Raw genomic sequence first — 14,765 nt, 5'->3', positions numbered from 1 at the left:
TTCACGCCATTTACCTAGCTAGCTTAAGTAATCATTTCCCAGTCCTGCCTTTGTAAGGGCTTGGTGAAGGTAAAACTTAAAGTATATTGAAGCAGGTGCAAGGCTTGTGTCAGCGAGCATTCTTATAGCCAAAGGTTTTGCCTGCTGCTGTGCGGCAACGCCGGAAAGAATAGCCAGTGAATTGGCGTGCTGAGAGTAATTATCCTTGTCCTGTGTGTTTGCATAAAGGTTTTTAGCTGGATCCCAATACTTACTTTGGATGGTCTTTTTCAGCTTTTCAGCCCGGCTTCTGTAATCGTTGGCAAGTTCCTTAACTCCCAAAGCAGCTTCCATTTCGGCTGCCTGCTGATATATCCAAAGCAGCTGCATGTCCAAAACTGCGGATTCCCCGTTTTTGCCGATAGGAGCCATCCCAAAATCCCAGCCTTTTCCCTGTGACCAGTCTGTAAATACCCAGTACGGCACATTTTTCAACGAACCGTCAGCCTGTTGGTATCGTTCAAAAAATGAAATAACCTGTCTTGTACCTGGAAGTTTGTCTTTGATAAACTGGCTGTCGGGCCGGTACATGTAATAATCATGCAGCATGGCAATCCACCACAGAGAAAATGTTGGGATTTGTTGGTGCAGGTCTGTGGGATAACGGCTTAACGTGATTCCTTCGGCAATCCGCGAATGGTCCATCAATGTAAGTGCATTCCGCACAAGCCGGTCATCACCTGCATTATACATAGAGACCAGCGCTTGAATCCTGGCATCGCCAATATATTGCAATTGCTCGTAATAAGGACAATCCATGTAAGTTTCAAAAGCACAAAGACGGGCAGTCCGCCATCCAATATCGAGCATCTTTCCCATCTCTGCGTTCTGGGTTTGAAGTTTTGCCTTTTGTTCAAACGGGTAGCCTGTAAAAGTGCCGTACAGGTCTTCAATGATCAGAGGATCTGCTTTGGTTTCAACGGTCAGCTGAATGTAGCGGTAGGTCCGCCAGCTGAGCGGTGTATATTGCTGGTTGGCATTTCCGTTGGAGCGGATGCTGTCTGCCCTACCAATAAAGATCTTTTCATCCACTTCATTCCGGTTCCCCTTGGGCATCATTGGTAACCTTGGGCTATTTAACATTTCTTTCTTACCCACATAAAGCCCTTCGGAATACCCCATTAATATACCGGCGTTTTTACCTCCACTAAATTCCAGCGTTGGATAAGCATTGGTTAAAAATCCCTGATCCAGTAAAATTGTAGCCTTTGAATTTGCCGGCACGGAAACACTTATTTTGGTGGCAGGAAATCCGGAGGGCACCTGAATACCATCCGCTTTCCTGGTAGTTGCAAGCCGCTGAACGGTCATTTCCATTTGAGGAAGCTGCGATTGTACCAGCATCCATCCGGAAGAATTCACCGCTGCGTCTTTTGTAACTCCAGGCCCTATCAGCCGCGCTTTTACCCATTGGCTGTCATCAAACTCCGGTTTTTCCCAGCCAGTGACATGACTGTTCATATCAACCTGTTCAGCCGGACCAGCAACATAATACCCAGGCACCCGAACCGACCGGGCCTGATAACTTTCATCTTTTATAGTTTTCCAGCTGTCGTTTGTGTTCAGTATTTCTTCCACCGCTGTGTTTCCCTGCAGGATAAACCCGGTCAAATAGGAAATCTGCGATTCAGGTTTCACACGGCCTTCATTCCACACTACCGCCGAAACTGTATTCTTTCCGGCTTGTAAGTAAGATGCAATATCAACCGTTTCAAAATTCCAGAAATAAAGATCTCCCCGTGCCGGTCCTTGTGAGACGTGCTTTTCATTTACAAAAAGTTTGTAGCGATTATCACCCGAAACGTGTATCACAAAAGATGTCGGCTTTGCTGTCAGCTCGATTGTTTTTCTAAACTTAAACACGCCATACTCTTTCAAGGTTAAATCCGATGAAGCGTTGAATCGGTTAATTGGTTTTCCCGGTCCGGTTATCCATTGTGCCTTCCATGGTTTCTGTAAAAGATCAGCACTTAACTGCTGTGCAGAAAGAGGCCGGTTTATAATACAACCGATGAAAAATAAAGAAAATATAAAAGGATAAATATGGAATCTCATCTGACGTGTTAACGGTTTGTTAGAAATAAATGGCGAAGTGGAAAACCTATCCAAATCGTTACCTACGGGTAAGCATTCTATTGGTGCACAGCCATTTGCTGGCAGAATTTTATTATTAAACTTGAAAGAAATATTAATGGCGTGAGATGTTGCCATAATAAGAATTTCTTATCAGTTTCTACTTTGATCTTTGGAAGTTATTACAAAAGAATTTATAGAATTGCGCCAGTTTAAACTTTTATTCCCGGAGCGGCAAATAGGTATGTCCGAACTCTTCTCAGCACACTTTTTATAGTTGAAATCAAACCAATAAAACTTCCTATTTCCGTTCAGATACACTTTATTATAGCAAATGAACCAATCAAGCCAGGCCTGACCGTTCTTCACTTTGGATTGTAAATGGCATTATTAGTTTTGTGTTTTTTTGCTTTTAAATTGTAAATTTGTAATTTAGCAATATATCGATTACCCACGTTTAAGCTCAATTCATTGGAACAGGTATCTCATGCAGACAACACGCATTGGAATGCAATAAAAGATGGCAACAAGGTTTCATTGGGAGAGTTGTATCAACTCTATTACCGTCAACTATACCGATATGGCAATCGGTTACAATCAGATTCGGATACAATAGAAGACACAATCCAGGATTTGTTTGTTAATATCTGGAATACCCGGCACAAGCTCCCTGAACTCCGTAATGTCAAATCTTACCTGTTTACCATTTTTCGGAGGGAAATTCTCCGAAAATCTAAAAGTGACCAATTTGCCGTTGACATCGATGACATTTCCGATTCGTTGAATCTCTTTGAAGAAACCCATTATGAACAGGATGACTATGAAAAATGGCTTATCAATAAGTTAGGCAATACCCTGAAAAGTTTACCAAAACGGCAGCTGGATGTAGTGATGCTGCGCTACTACGAAAATTTTTCAACCTCCGAGATCTCTTCAATCATGGGTATTACTGAAAAATCCGTTCGTAATACCCTTCATAAGGCCATCTGTCATTTACGTATCAATATCCAGGCTCTTGATTATTTACTGTTCATTCTCTTTTGTATAAATCTGCTTTGAGCAGGTATCAACTTAAACTTTACCTGCGTATAGCATCAGTAGTTCGGGTTGAGTGTTGGCACACCACTGTGCTACCGTCTGCAAATAATGAAGGTAGCCATTGCTCCTAAAACCCGTACATCTCAATCTGTACCATTTTCTGCTGATCAATTGATTAAGCCTCTGATTTTTAAACAAAATAAGCACTTTACTCCATTTACAGTTCACCAAAATCAGGTATCTGCATCAGCTTGCCACCCTTCATAGCAGATTGATGCGCAAGGATACCGACACTGGTCCAGTTTGCAGATTGCACTGCATTGGGGAATGGATCTCTGCCCTGCACAATGGCTGTCACAAATTCATGAACCATATGCGGATGAGAGCCTCCATGACCACTTCCCTGTACAAAAGACAAATGTTGCTGTTCGCCTTCATTATAAACGCCCTGCATGGTGAAAGAAGCAATTTCATCAGGCAGGTAATGCGCAAAATCAGGAACGCGTACCTTTTCAGCAATTTCTGCTTCCGGTTTCTTGGCAGTATGGATCACCGCTTTTTCTCCTTCAATGAGTGGCCACTCGAAGGATTTTTTAGAACCATATACTTCAAAGCTTTCACGGTATTGTCGCGCCACATCAAAAAGTGACCTGTACACATAGGCAGCCAAATCACTGTTTTTAAACTTGATATGAGCTGATTCTACCGCAAATGGCGAATTGTGGATGCTGGCGAGTTCCGGACTTATTGTGCCTGAACCAAAACAAGAAACATATTCTGCTTCCAATCTGAGAAGTCCGGCGACAGGCCCAACGCAGTGCGTGGCATAATGCATTGGAGGCAGGCCCGGCCAGTAGTCAGGCCAACCTTCCATATCCTGCTGATGACTTGCTTTTAAAAACTGAACTTTACCCAATTCCCCTTTTTCATATAATTCTTTTACAAACAGAAATTCCCTGCTGTAAACAACGGTTTCCATCATCATGTACTTCTTGCCGGTTTCCTTTGTGGCGCGTACAATTTCCAAACAATCTTCAACGCTTGTTGCCATGGGAACCGTGCAGGCCACGTGTTTACCTGCCCTTAATGCTTTAATGCTTTGCTCCGCGTGATTGGGAATGGGTGAATTAATATGAACCGCATCAACAATTGGATCTTCCAGTAACTGTTCAAAACTAGAATATCTGACATCAATACCGTATGCATCTGCAACTTCTTTCAATTTCTGTTCATTTCTTTGACAAACCGCATACATACTGGTATCAGGATGTTTCTGATAGATCGGTATAAACTCCGCACCAAAACCGAGGCCAACAATCGCAACATTAATTTTCATTAGATATATTTGTTTAGTGACACCTCAGTGCCTGTTTTTAATTTAAATGGAGCTGTGTGAACCAGCAGGTGATATTTCCGCCAGCTGTATACCGCTTTTAAAGTTTGGTCAGAATTTGGATTGAGCCTGGTACTTGTTACTTTCTTTTTGAATTAGAGCCTTGTCCAGATCCCCGGTATAAATGATGGCCCGGTAACGAATGGTTTCAGTTTTGCCGCTGGCAATTTCCCAATCCTCCATGATCTGCCTTGAAGGCCCAAAGCCAAACTCTCCGTCGATCCTCCAAGGTGTTGGAAATGCTTTATTTGATGAATGATCCAGTATGGCAAAATGTATCCGTTTGGTTGGATCTTTGAACTGGATGCCAACATCAAACCACTCAGACCGCTGCCCCTCAGCCTGCTTGTCAATCAATCCGGATGCATTGATAGCTTCTGCTGGCGTACCTTTCCGCCAGGGCATACGGACAAACAAACCTCCGACATAAAACTTGCCGATGTGAATATTGACACCGGCCTTTCCTTTCCATTCGAAGTCAAGGATATATCTGTTGTCAATCTCCTCAATGGCCCAGTTTTGCTCTTCCTCCATGATTGTATGTCCCGTGGAATCCAGCAGGTCATATACGGTCTGCCATGACACTTGCCTGCCGGATCTTTCTGTCACCTGCAACGATTTGCGCTTCCAGTAATCGCCCCGGCCATTCATAAAGTAATCCCGTCCGTTCACCCGTTTAAGTCCCCAAAAAACGCCTGTCTGGTGAATATGGTGGCCCGGACGAAATTCAGTGATCACGGTCTGGCCATCAGGGGAATAGATTGGATGAATATATGGCCGCTCACCTGGCTTGGCTACTTGCCGTAACACAAGCTGTTTTCCGTCTGATTTTAGAACGGAAATACAGGTATCTGAATCCAAACGGATTTTCAGCCCATCTTTTGTGGTTACATTTTCCATAGCAGCTTGGCAAAAGACTTTATTTATACCACCAGCCAGGCACAAGCTAATCAGTACATCAGAGAGAAAAATGGCAGGCCTATACATACATATAAATTTAAGTCATGGATACCTAATGATGGCGATCAACAGAAGACAAGGTCCCGCTGACCATGATGAAAACGGGCCTGTCTTCCTTCTCCATCAGTGTAACTCTTTAATTTTGATACTTCGAAATGAAACCGACAATCCCTTGTTTTCCAACATAATAAATCCGTTCTCATGTGCCTTTCCTTTGTATTCCAACATTTTAAAACCATTAAGCCAGTGCTCAATACGGTTGTCGGGATAAACACGGATCATCGCCGAATGCCATTGTCCGATACGTCTTTTTGAGAAAATAGTCTGTTGCGATGCCACAAGCCCATTCAGAGAAGCCAAATATTCTTTCTGATTTTCCCTGGGAACACCACCAGGTAACATGTCATCCTGGATTTGGAATTCCAGTCCTTCGGCACTTTCATCCGGTTTGCTCAGTAGGTATTTGATTCCACTGTCTGCGCTTTCTGCGAGCCTGAAATCGAATTTAAGCTCAAAAGCTTTGTAAGGATTTTTGAAAAATAAACTCTTTTTCTCCTTTGCCTTGGATTCCCTGATTGTCAATCCTCCCTGCTCAATTACCCAATCATTTTCAGGGAATTTCCCAAGATTTGTTTCGTGAAGGCCATTGCTGGTTTTACCATTCCAAAGCAGGCTGTATCCATTTTTCTTTTCCTGGGCAGAAAGATCATTTGGGATCAGGTTTACGATAAATATGTCGTCCGGCGGTGAGGGTTGAATATTTTTCGTTTTGATTCTAATATTCCTGAACCGGATCTGGTGATCACCTGGCGGAATCGGATCATTGGGGTTATTGCTGTGCATTTGTAACCCAATAAGCCCATTAACTGTTTCATTGTCAATTAAATGAGATACCGGAACTCCGTTTACCCAGGTTCTGTTGCTTGTGCCAAAACACTCTATCCGGTAATGGTTCCAGGTATTGTTTTTAAAGGCAGATTTGGAGGCTGGATTGAGTTCAGTGGTATAGAGCCAGCCACGCCGCGCTTCATCATAAATACTGCCGCTCCATCGCTGTGGTTTGGGATCAACTTCCATTTGAAAACCATGCAGACGATAGTTCTGGTATTCGGAATTACTCAGGCTCCGAAACTGTATGCCTGAATTGTTCATCGTTGTATCAATACTTACATCGAGCTCAAGAATAAAGTCTGCGAACTCCTTTTCGGTGACCAGAAACCCGTTCGGCTCGCCCGGCACCGTAGTAGCCACAATCATTCCATCCTTTGCTTCAACTTTGTGATTGCCGTTAATATGACGCCAACCGCTCAGATCCTTGCCATTGAAAAGAGTCTCCCAGTCTGTGTCAGATTTCTGAGCAAAAGCAAGTTTGCAGTTTATGATCAGCAGTAGAAGGAAGGAGATAACGTTCAAGCAATTTTTCATAGTTGTTATATTAAACACGTTAAGAAATCATTTCACTGAATCAGGTAAAGCAAAAGCCAAATACTTGTCGCCAGACTTCGTGCGCTGCTTTCCGCCACCTCCACAAGCTATGACTACGAATTGTTTCCCATTCACTTCATACACAGCAGGAGTTGCGATACCCGCGGCAGGCAAATCCGCCTCCCAGAGAAGCTCTCCCGTCTTCTTGTTAAATGCCCTGATTTTTTCATCTCTTGTGGCAGCAATGAAAACCAAACCACCTGCCGTCACAACTGAGCCTCCAAAATTTTCACTTCCTGTATGAATTCCTTTTGCCTTCATTTCCGGATAATCACCGATCGTTTGTTTCCAAACCTCTTTTCCTGTATTTAAATCAACTGCTGTCAAATGTCCCCATGGAGGAGCCACGGCCGGATAACCTTCTTTTGTCAGGAACTTTCCTCCTCCGGTCATGCCACCTGAAAAACTGTAAGGAGAGCGAAAGTGTTCGGGCTCTTCATTGATATTGGAGTCCTTGAATGGCTGTTTTTTCAGTTCATCCAGATCAAGAATAAAAGATGCCAGAGCCGTTTTCTGTTCCGCACTCAGGTGTGAAAAAGGCGGCATGTTATTGCGCCCGGAAGTGATCAGACTTTTAAAGGATGGTTCATCAAATTTCATCCCTGGGCTCATGTTGCTCTTTTTGGAAATATTTAAGAGGGAAGGGTTAGCTGCCAGGGCCGGATTGCCTTCTCCTCCTCTTCTGTCCTGACCGTGACACCCGCTGCAATTGGTTTTATAAAGAAGCTCCCCGGCTTCCAGATTAGTCTGTTTGGAAACCATTGCCGTCTTTTTAACTTCATCCATCTTCATGATCCATGGCGATTCGTTACCATTGATGTACATCAATCCACTGGTTGGGTCAAAGGTAGGACCTCCCCATTCTGCGCCGCCGTTCCATCCCGGACTTTGAATCGTCCCTTGCAGAGAAGGCGGGTTCCACATGTTATCAGTTTTATAAGAGCGGAATCGTTTCAGAATATCCTGGTATGAAGAATCAGGAATACCTTCTCTTAGCAGATCTGCTTCGGTGAGCCGTTGACGTACAAATGGTTTAAAAAATGTAGGTACAGGCTGGGTGGGTGAAGTCCATTCTCCTGCCAGTTCAGATTTGGGAACAGGTATTTCATTAATCGGATGTATTGGCTCTCCGGTTTCCCGGTTGAACATAAAGATGAACCCTTGCTTGGTGACCTGAACCACAGCGTCGACGTCTCGGGGCCGACCGTCGGGGTTATCTTTTTTTACTGTAACCAGGATCGGATGTGCAGCGTGGTCATAGTCCCACAGGTCATGATGTACTGTCTGATAGTGCCATTTCAGTTTACCCGTGGCAGCGTCAAGCGCCAAAATTGAATTAGCATAAAGATTATTGCCTTTCCGGTTACCGCCGTAAAAATCTGGTGTTGCAGATCCTGTGCCGGCAAACACCAAACCACGCTTTTCATCCAGGCAAAAACCACCCCATACATTGGCACCACCTACATACTTATATGCATCCGGATTCTCCCAGGATTCGTAACCCGCTTCGCCAGGATGTGGGATCGTATGGAAAATCCATTTCCGTTTACCCGTATGTACATCGTAAGCCCGAACATGGCCGGGTGCAGACGCAGCCACTTCCGACAAGCGGGAACCCAGAATGATCAGGTCTTTGTAAATGATACCCGGACTGGTATTGGATATATGCAGATCATGTGCATTTTCCATATCCAGATCGTCGTGCAGGTCAATACGGCCATTATTTCCGAAGCTGGTGATCAGCTTTCCGGTTAGCGCATTGACACAGTATAACATATGGCCTCCACCAGGCGTATAGAAAATTCGTTGGTCGTTACCTTTGCGATAATAAGTCAACCCGCGGCTAATTTTTGTGGACGGACCAAATGGGCCGCGGCCTGTGTTCTTTCCCTGTACGGGAATACTGACAGGATCGTATACCCATTTCACTTTTCCAGTGGCTGCTTCAAGCGCAAATAGTTTAAGCTGCGGATTCAGACCATAAAAAACGCCGTTAATAATAAGGGGGTTTACCTTCATGTCGGTGGTATTCGTCGGTGAAGCCTCACCAGCCGAGTACTCCCAGGCAACTTTAAGTTTGCCGACATTTTCTGTATTGATCTGGGCGAGTGAGGAGTACTTGATATTATCGCTCCCGCCGCCGTAAACTGTCCACTGCGAATACGGATCCTTCGTATCGATTCCATGCCGAAAACCCACGAAGGCCGTCAAACCAAGTACGGCAACAATGAAAGTAAGTGTCGAAAACAACAACTTTCGGCTGTTCATTTTTGTAACTGATAGCATATTTAAGAAATTTGGGCATACGCGTGCCATGAGCTTTAGCCTTGGCACGCCATGCTGGTGGATCTAATAACCGTTGTTCTGTGTCAATACCGATTTTCCGTCTTTGACTGAAATATCTATCTGACGCTGTGGAATGGGCCAGATTTCATGTTGCCCAACCGTAAAAGCCTTACCTCTCAAATAGGGCAGTCTTGCTGATTCAACGGTCAGGTAGTTGTTCATGACCGGCCCTGCGATGCCCCACCGTACCAACTCGAAAAAACGGATCCCTTCCATGGCAAACTCCAGCCTGTTTTCATATCGGACCGCTGCAAGCGCATAATCTTTGCTTGCAAAGCTCGAAGGATATGGTTCAACTTTGTAGTTTGCAGCAGGTGTGCCATCAGCGAAACGTACCACGTTAGAATTTTTTGCGCGGTTCCTGATCAGATTGACTAGTGTAGTCGCTGTTTGTAATGACCCGGCTTCGGCCTCACATTCTGCCAGCCAAAGAATCACATTACTAAGTTTGAACATACGGTAATTGTTTGCGTTTGGAAACACCCGTACGCCGGTTGTATTGGAAAGCGCTCCTAATTCTGATTTAAGGAACATATTTTTCTTATTGACATATGGCCCTGCATTACTCGGATCCCTGATCCATGAATCACCTTTATGAATCCCCCAATCCAGAAACGGCACACCGGGCCGGCCAATGGTATGATCTAATCTTGGATCTACCAGCCCTTTATAGGAAACCTCTGCACCGGTTTTCGAATAGGGTAAAATATCCTCTGCCGAATAAGTGTCATCCAGCAAGGGAAGCCCGTCTGAGCCAACCCGGTATGCACTCACCAAACTGTGCGTTGGCAGATAAAAACCACTCGACCCCATGAAATGCGGGCCTGCAATAGACTCGCCCACACCTGCATTAGGAGAATTCGGAAAGCCGTCATTGACCGCATATTGAATCTCGAATATGGACTCTGAATTATTAATGGTTTTGATCAGGTAATTCTGCTCATAGCTTGGTACAAGGGAAAAACCGCCGTTGGCATACACATCCTGCAAGAGTTCCCGGGCCTGCGGAAATTTCTTTTGAAACATGTATGCACGCGCCAGATAGGTTTCAGCGGCCCATTTTGTAGCACGTCCTTTGTCAGACCAGCGGGAGGGCAGTACACTTATAGCATAGCCGAAATCAGCTTCAATTTCCGGCCAAAGTATATGATCATTGGATACAATAGTCGGGTCCAGAGTATTCTCATCTATGTAAGGTACTTTGCCATGGATCTTGGTAAGTTCCATGTAAAAGTGTGCTCTCAGAAACCGCGCTTGCCCTTCTGCCAGTTTCTTCTCATCGGCGGTCATATCCGTTGCCAGTTTGATTGCCTTCAAAACATCGTTTGAACGCACGATCCCGTCATACATCGGAGCCCAATGCTGGGCCACATATAAATTTTCAGCATCTGCAAAAAAGCCTTCAATGGCATTGATCGCGTTTTGGTCTCCTGCGTTTGAACCCTTAATGGCATCATCGGAAGCCACACCGCCCCAAACCCAGTTACTGACCGCACTGGCCCAGCCATCCCCATTGCGACCGTTGACTCCGTCGATCACCGAATAAGCACCAGTCAGAAGTAAATTCACACCCTGTTTGTTGGGTAATGCTTCAAAAAAAGCTTGTCCTTTGGGTTTGATATCCAGGAAATCACCCGTGCAGCCGTAAAGCATTACTGGTAAAAGTATCAGGACTTTTAATATTTTCTTATTCATTTCTGGTTCTGTTTAGGATTAGAAATTAAGATTAACACCGAACATAAAAATCTGTGGAACCGGATAAACCCCGGCATCCACACCTTTGTGACCATCATTAGGCTCTGTCACTTCCGGGTCTAATCCCGAATATTTGGTGAGTGTGAAAAGGTTGGTAGACTGAAAATATACACGCAGACGGTCAACTTTAAGCTTTTCAGCCAGCCTGGCAGAAAGTGTGTAGCCGATCTGGAAATCTTTCATCCGCAGGTAGCGGCCGTTTTCCACAAAAAAGGATGATGGCTTCTGCATGTTTCCGTCATTGGCAAGAGTCATCGGCAATGTAATCTTATCCCCATTGGCATATCGTTCAGGTGTCCAGGATTCATACAGTCGCGTTTTCAGATAGTTACTTTCATGACGTGTGAACAGGATTTCACGGTTGGTAAAGTTCACCAGCTGGTTTCCGGTTATTCCCTGAAAAAAAGTTGTCAGGTCCCAGTTTTTGTAATTAAACCCGATGTTTAAACCATAGGTCAAGCTTGGGTGCGGCGTTCCGATGAAAGTCCGGTCATCGGTCGTGATTTTTCCATCGCCGTTCATGTCTTTGTATTTGAACACACCCGGCATGCTGTAGGTGTCCCTGCCATTGATATCCGGATTGTATTTCGCATGATTGGCTACTTCCTCCCGGGTGTTGAAAATGCCTTCTACAATATATCCATAGAATGACGAAATGGGCTGTCCGGCAGTTGTTGCCGTGTAGACTTCATTGAGCAAAGAGTTTCCAAAACGGATTTCTTTTGGATTGTTATTAAGAGTAACTACTTTATTCTTGTAATGGGAAAGATTGGCTCCAATGGAAAACTCCAGATCTTTTCCAATTTTGTCACGGTAGCTCAGAATCAGGTCAATTCCTTTATTTTGCATCTCCCCGACATTAATTGATGGCAGCACTACCCCACCCCATGTATCAGGACGGGAATCCGGATACAGCATATTGGTAGTCCTGCGTTTATAGACATCAATATTTGCTTCTAATTTGTTGTCAAAAAATACAGCATCTAACCCAACATTAGTCGAAATGGACGTCTCCCACTGCCCCGCCGGATTCCCTATTGAATATAGATGCAGACCTGCATCAGATTTGGTGCTGCTGATCCCCGTAATATTATAATAAGATTCAAGACCGGCCGCACGGTATGTAGTATACGAGTTGTAATTTCCTACATTGTCATTTCCGTTCTGGCCCCATCCGGCGCGAAGTTTCAAATCGCTGAGCCATCTGACATCCCTCAGGAATGGCTCTTCCACCAAACGCCAGCCAGCCGAAAATGCGGGAAACGTACCCCACCGGTTAGCCTTAGAAAAGCGTGATGAAGCATCCCGTCTTGTTGTAGCTTCCAGCAGATATTTACCTTTGTAGTCATAGTTAAGACGTACGAAGTAAGAGAACAATGCCCATTCATCAAATGTACCGGTATTGGCAATGTCTTTCTGCCCGGCATCGAGCACCATGTAATCCAGATCTGTAAACGGGAACGTGGAACGGCTGGCCTGAAAGATTTCATCCCTGTTTTTAATGGCCTCTACCCCTACGAGCGCATTTACTTTGTGCGCACCAATTGTTTTGCTGAAATTTAGGGTGTTTGTCCAGTTATACTGAAAAATTTCCCTTTGGCTATCACTCAGAACATTATTGTTGGTAGACTGTGTCCACTCAGGATCAGCCAACGTCCGTACCCTGGCACGTGTGGTGTTGTAATCGATACCCACCAAACTTTTAAACCACAAGCTTTTATTAAAATCGATTTGCCCGTAAACACTTCCCATCACACGCATCTGTCTGCTAAGATTGTCCTTTGCCCGGTATAACATCGCCACAGGATTTTGTCCATTTCCCGTTCCGGGAGCTTTGGTACCCGCAAAATGTCCGCGGATGTCGTAGACAGGTATCAACGGATGCTGGCGGATGGCAAAGGTTACAGGCACTGCTCCGATGCTGCCATCACGGTCGGCCAGCGTCGCACCAATTGTCTGCCCCACTTTCAGCCAGCTGGTGGCCACAAAGTCCGAATTTGCACGAAGGGAATAACGTTTAAAGCCGGTATAATCAACAATTCCTTTCTGATTCAGGTACCCGCCTGAAATCGCAAAATTGCTTTTCTCCCCTCCTCCCCCTACTGAAAGGTTGTATTCCTGAATGGGCGCTGCAGAAAACACGTCATCAAACCAGTCTGTACCCTGTTTATTCGCCCTGCTGACACCATTGTAAGGTGACGGATAGGAATAGGTACTTTCGTCGACACTTCCCGCCATGGCGCCTCCCGGCAGCACATAATCAGGAACAACAGGGTTTTCTCCGTTACCATACTGTGCATCTGCCCAGCCAGCCCCACCGACAGTGAGCCCTGCATTACGTTTCCGTTGCCAAAACAGCTCACCAAGTTCCTGAGAATTAAGCATATCAAGCTTATTAGAAGCACGCTGTGACCCGTAGCGAACGTCCAGACTCAGCTTTACCTTACCCTGTTTGCCACGTTTGGTAGTTACCACGATCACACCGTTTGCAGCCCTGGAACCATAAATCGCTGCCGCAGATGCATCCTTTAAAACGGTCATCGATTCTACATCGTTGGGATTAATCCCGGTAAGGCCCGTATTGGTTGGAATGCCGTCGACAATGTAAAGCGGATCATTATTATTGATAGAACCCACCCCGCGTACCCGGACCGTTGAACCGCCGCCTGGTTCACTGCTGTTGGTAACTGAAACACCGGCAACCCTGCCCTGGAGCCTTGCCGCAGCATCTCCTGTAGGTACTGCCCTAAGATCCTTTTCATTGATAGCTGATACTGCGCCAGTAAGCGTTTTTTTCTCCTGAACCCCATATCCTACCACGACAATCTCATCCAGTGATTTACTCTCCGACACAAGCTTGATTTCAAATTTAGTCTGATTGCTGAGCACTATCTCCTGTGAAACATAGCCCACAAATGAAAAAACCAACGCCCCCTGGTTATCAGGCACATTAATTGTAAAAGCGCCATCTATATCTGTGGTTGTCCCCCGCTGTGTACCTTTCAGGATCACACTCACTCCCGGCAGAAACTCCCCCTTTTCATCTGAAACTCTGCCCGTAATTGTGATATCTGCCGGAACAATCAACGCGGGCTTACTCTGTTCTTTGGGCACAGAACCACTTTCTTTTGGTGTGATAACCTGTGGTGATTGGCGGCGTAAAACAATGAACCTGCCATCAATTTCATATTTAATATTTAAAGGCTTTAAAAGCCTGTCCAGTACAAGGTAAAGCTTTTCGTTGGATGCGGTAAAAGACACCTTCTGATCGGCATCAATCACACTGGGCACATAGGTAACCTTGATTTTGGCTTCTTTGGCAATACGATCAAGCACCAGGCCTAGCCCGCTGCTTTTCATATTTACAGACACCGGCCGGCTCAACACTTCCTGCGCCAGGCTATGATGTGCCAGCGACAGATTGGTAAAGATCATAACCAGCAATAGCTGCGTGCACGTGATCCTCATAATTTTGATCAATGGTGGTAATGAATCAAATAAAAATTTCATAGATTTACACTGTTTTGGTTCATGTATTGGAAGTACTGGGCAAAACAATCCCTGCCTGCTGAAACAGGTCGATACTTAGTCTGACTAGAATCGTGGGAAGAATTTGCCGGTGATGCTGAAACATTGCCGGCTTTTTTTGTGGGTTAAGCTATTGTTATTTCATAGG

8 protein-coding genes are annotated in these 14,765 nt (G+C 45.0%); 1 reads left to right on the top strand and 7 read right to left on the bottom strand.

Features of this window, described 5'->3' with window-relative positions:
- Positions 1-18 precede the first annotated feature (18 nt).
- A complete protein-coding gene (locus KZC02_RS26310; protein WP_229253819.1) occupies positions 19-2,250 on the bottom strand; it encodes an alpha-L-rhamnosidase N-terminal domain-containing protein in 2,232 nt (743 codons plus the stop codon).
- 333 nt (positions 2,251-2,583) lie between these two features.
- Between KZC02_RS26310 and KZC02_RS26305 the strand changes: the two genes are divergently transcribed.
- Positions 2,584-3,171, top strand: coding sequence for an RNA polymerase sigma factor (locus KZC02_RS26305; protein ID WP_221391381.1), 588 nt, complete (start codon positions 2,584-2,586; stop codon positions 3,169-3,171).
- 196 nt (positions 3,172-3,367) lie between these two features.
- Here the strand turns inward: KZC02_RS26305 and KZC02_RS26300 are convergent, their stop codons facing one another.
- The 6 genes from KZC02_RS26300 to KZC02_RS26275 all read right to left on the bottom strand — a co-directional run bounded on the left by KZC02_RS26300 (position 3,368) and on the right by KZC02_RS26275 (position 14,599).
- Positions 3,368-4,486 carry a Gfo/Idh/MocA family protein gene (locus tag KZC02_RS26300; protein ID WP_221391380.1) on the bottom strand — a complete coding sequence of 373 codons (1,119 nt, stop codon included), beginning with the start codon at positions 4,484-4,486 and terminating at the stop codon, positions 3,368-3,370.
- 108 nt (positions 4,487-4,594) lie between these two features.
- A complete protein-coding gene (locus KZC02_RS26295; protein ID WP_221391379.1) occupies positions 4,595-5,443 on the bottom strand; it encodes a DUF6807 family protein in 849 nt (282 codons plus the stop codon).
- 183 nt (positions 5,444-5,626) lie between these two features.
- Entirely contained in the window at positions 5,627-6,916 is a 1,290-nt protein-coding gene (locus KZC02_RS26290; protein WP_221391378.1) for a DUF1080 domain-containing protein, read from the bottom strand.
- 39 nt (positions 6,917-6,955) lie between these two features.
- Positions 6,956-9,274: a PQQ-binding-like beta-propeller repeat protein gene (locus KZC02_RS26285; protein WP_221391377.1), complete on the bottom strand. Its 2,319-nt coding sequence runs from the start codon at positions 9,272-9,274 to the stop codon at positions 6,956-6,958.
- A gap of 63 nt (positions 9,275-9,337) precedes the next feature.
- Positions 9,338-11,029 carry a RagB/SusD family nutrient uptake outer membrane protein gene (locus KZC02_RS26280; RefSeq protein ID WP_221391376.1) on the bottom strand — a complete coding sequence of 564 codons (1,692 nt, stop codon included), beginning with the start codon at positions 11,027-11,029 and terminating at the stop codon, positions 9,338-9,340.
- Between the two features lie 18 nt (positions 11,030-11,047).
- A complete protein-coding gene (locus tag KZC02_RS26275) occupies positions 11,048-14,599 on the bottom strand; it encodes a TonB-dependent receptor (RefSeq protein WP_221391375.1) in 3,552 nt (1,183 codons plus the stop codon).
- Between the last annotated feature and the right edge of the window lie 166 nt (positions 14,600-14,765).

The sequence above is a fragment of the Dyadobacter sp. NIV53 genome (genome assembly GCF_019711195.1).
Classification (GTDB): domain Bacteria; phylum Bacteroidota; class Bacteroidia; order Cytophagales; family Spirosomataceae; genus Dyadobacter.
Note: the sequence above shows the minus strand (reverse complement) of the source record. Positions and strands in the feature narration are given on the sequence as shown.

Bases quoted from the DNA above. Each gene is read 5' to 3' on its own strand.
- KZC02_RS26310 (WP_229253819.1), bottom strand. From the start codon at position 2,250: ATGGCAACATCTCACGCCATTAATATTTCTTTCAAGTTTAATAATAAA.
- KZC02_RS26300 (WP_221391380.1), bottom strand. From the start codon at position 4,486: ATGAAAATTAATGTTGCGATTGTTGGCCTCGGTTTTGGTGCGGAGTTT.
- KZC02_RS26295 (WP_221391379.1), bottom strand. From the start codon at position 5,443: ATGGAAAATGTAACCACAAAAGATGGGCTGAAAATCCGTTTGGATTCA.
- KZC02_RS26285 (WP_221391377.1), bottom strand. From the start codon at position 9,274: ATGCTATCAGTTACAAAAATGAACAGCCGAAAGTTGTTGTTTTCGACA.
- KZC02_RS26280 (WP_221391376.1), bottom strand. From the start codon at position 11,029: ATGAATAAGAAAATATTAAAAGTCCTGATACTTTTACCAGTAATGCTT.
- KZC02_RS26275 (WP_221391375.1), bottom strand. From the start codon at position 14,599: ATGAAATTTTTATTTGATTCATTACCACCATTGATCAAAATTATGAGG.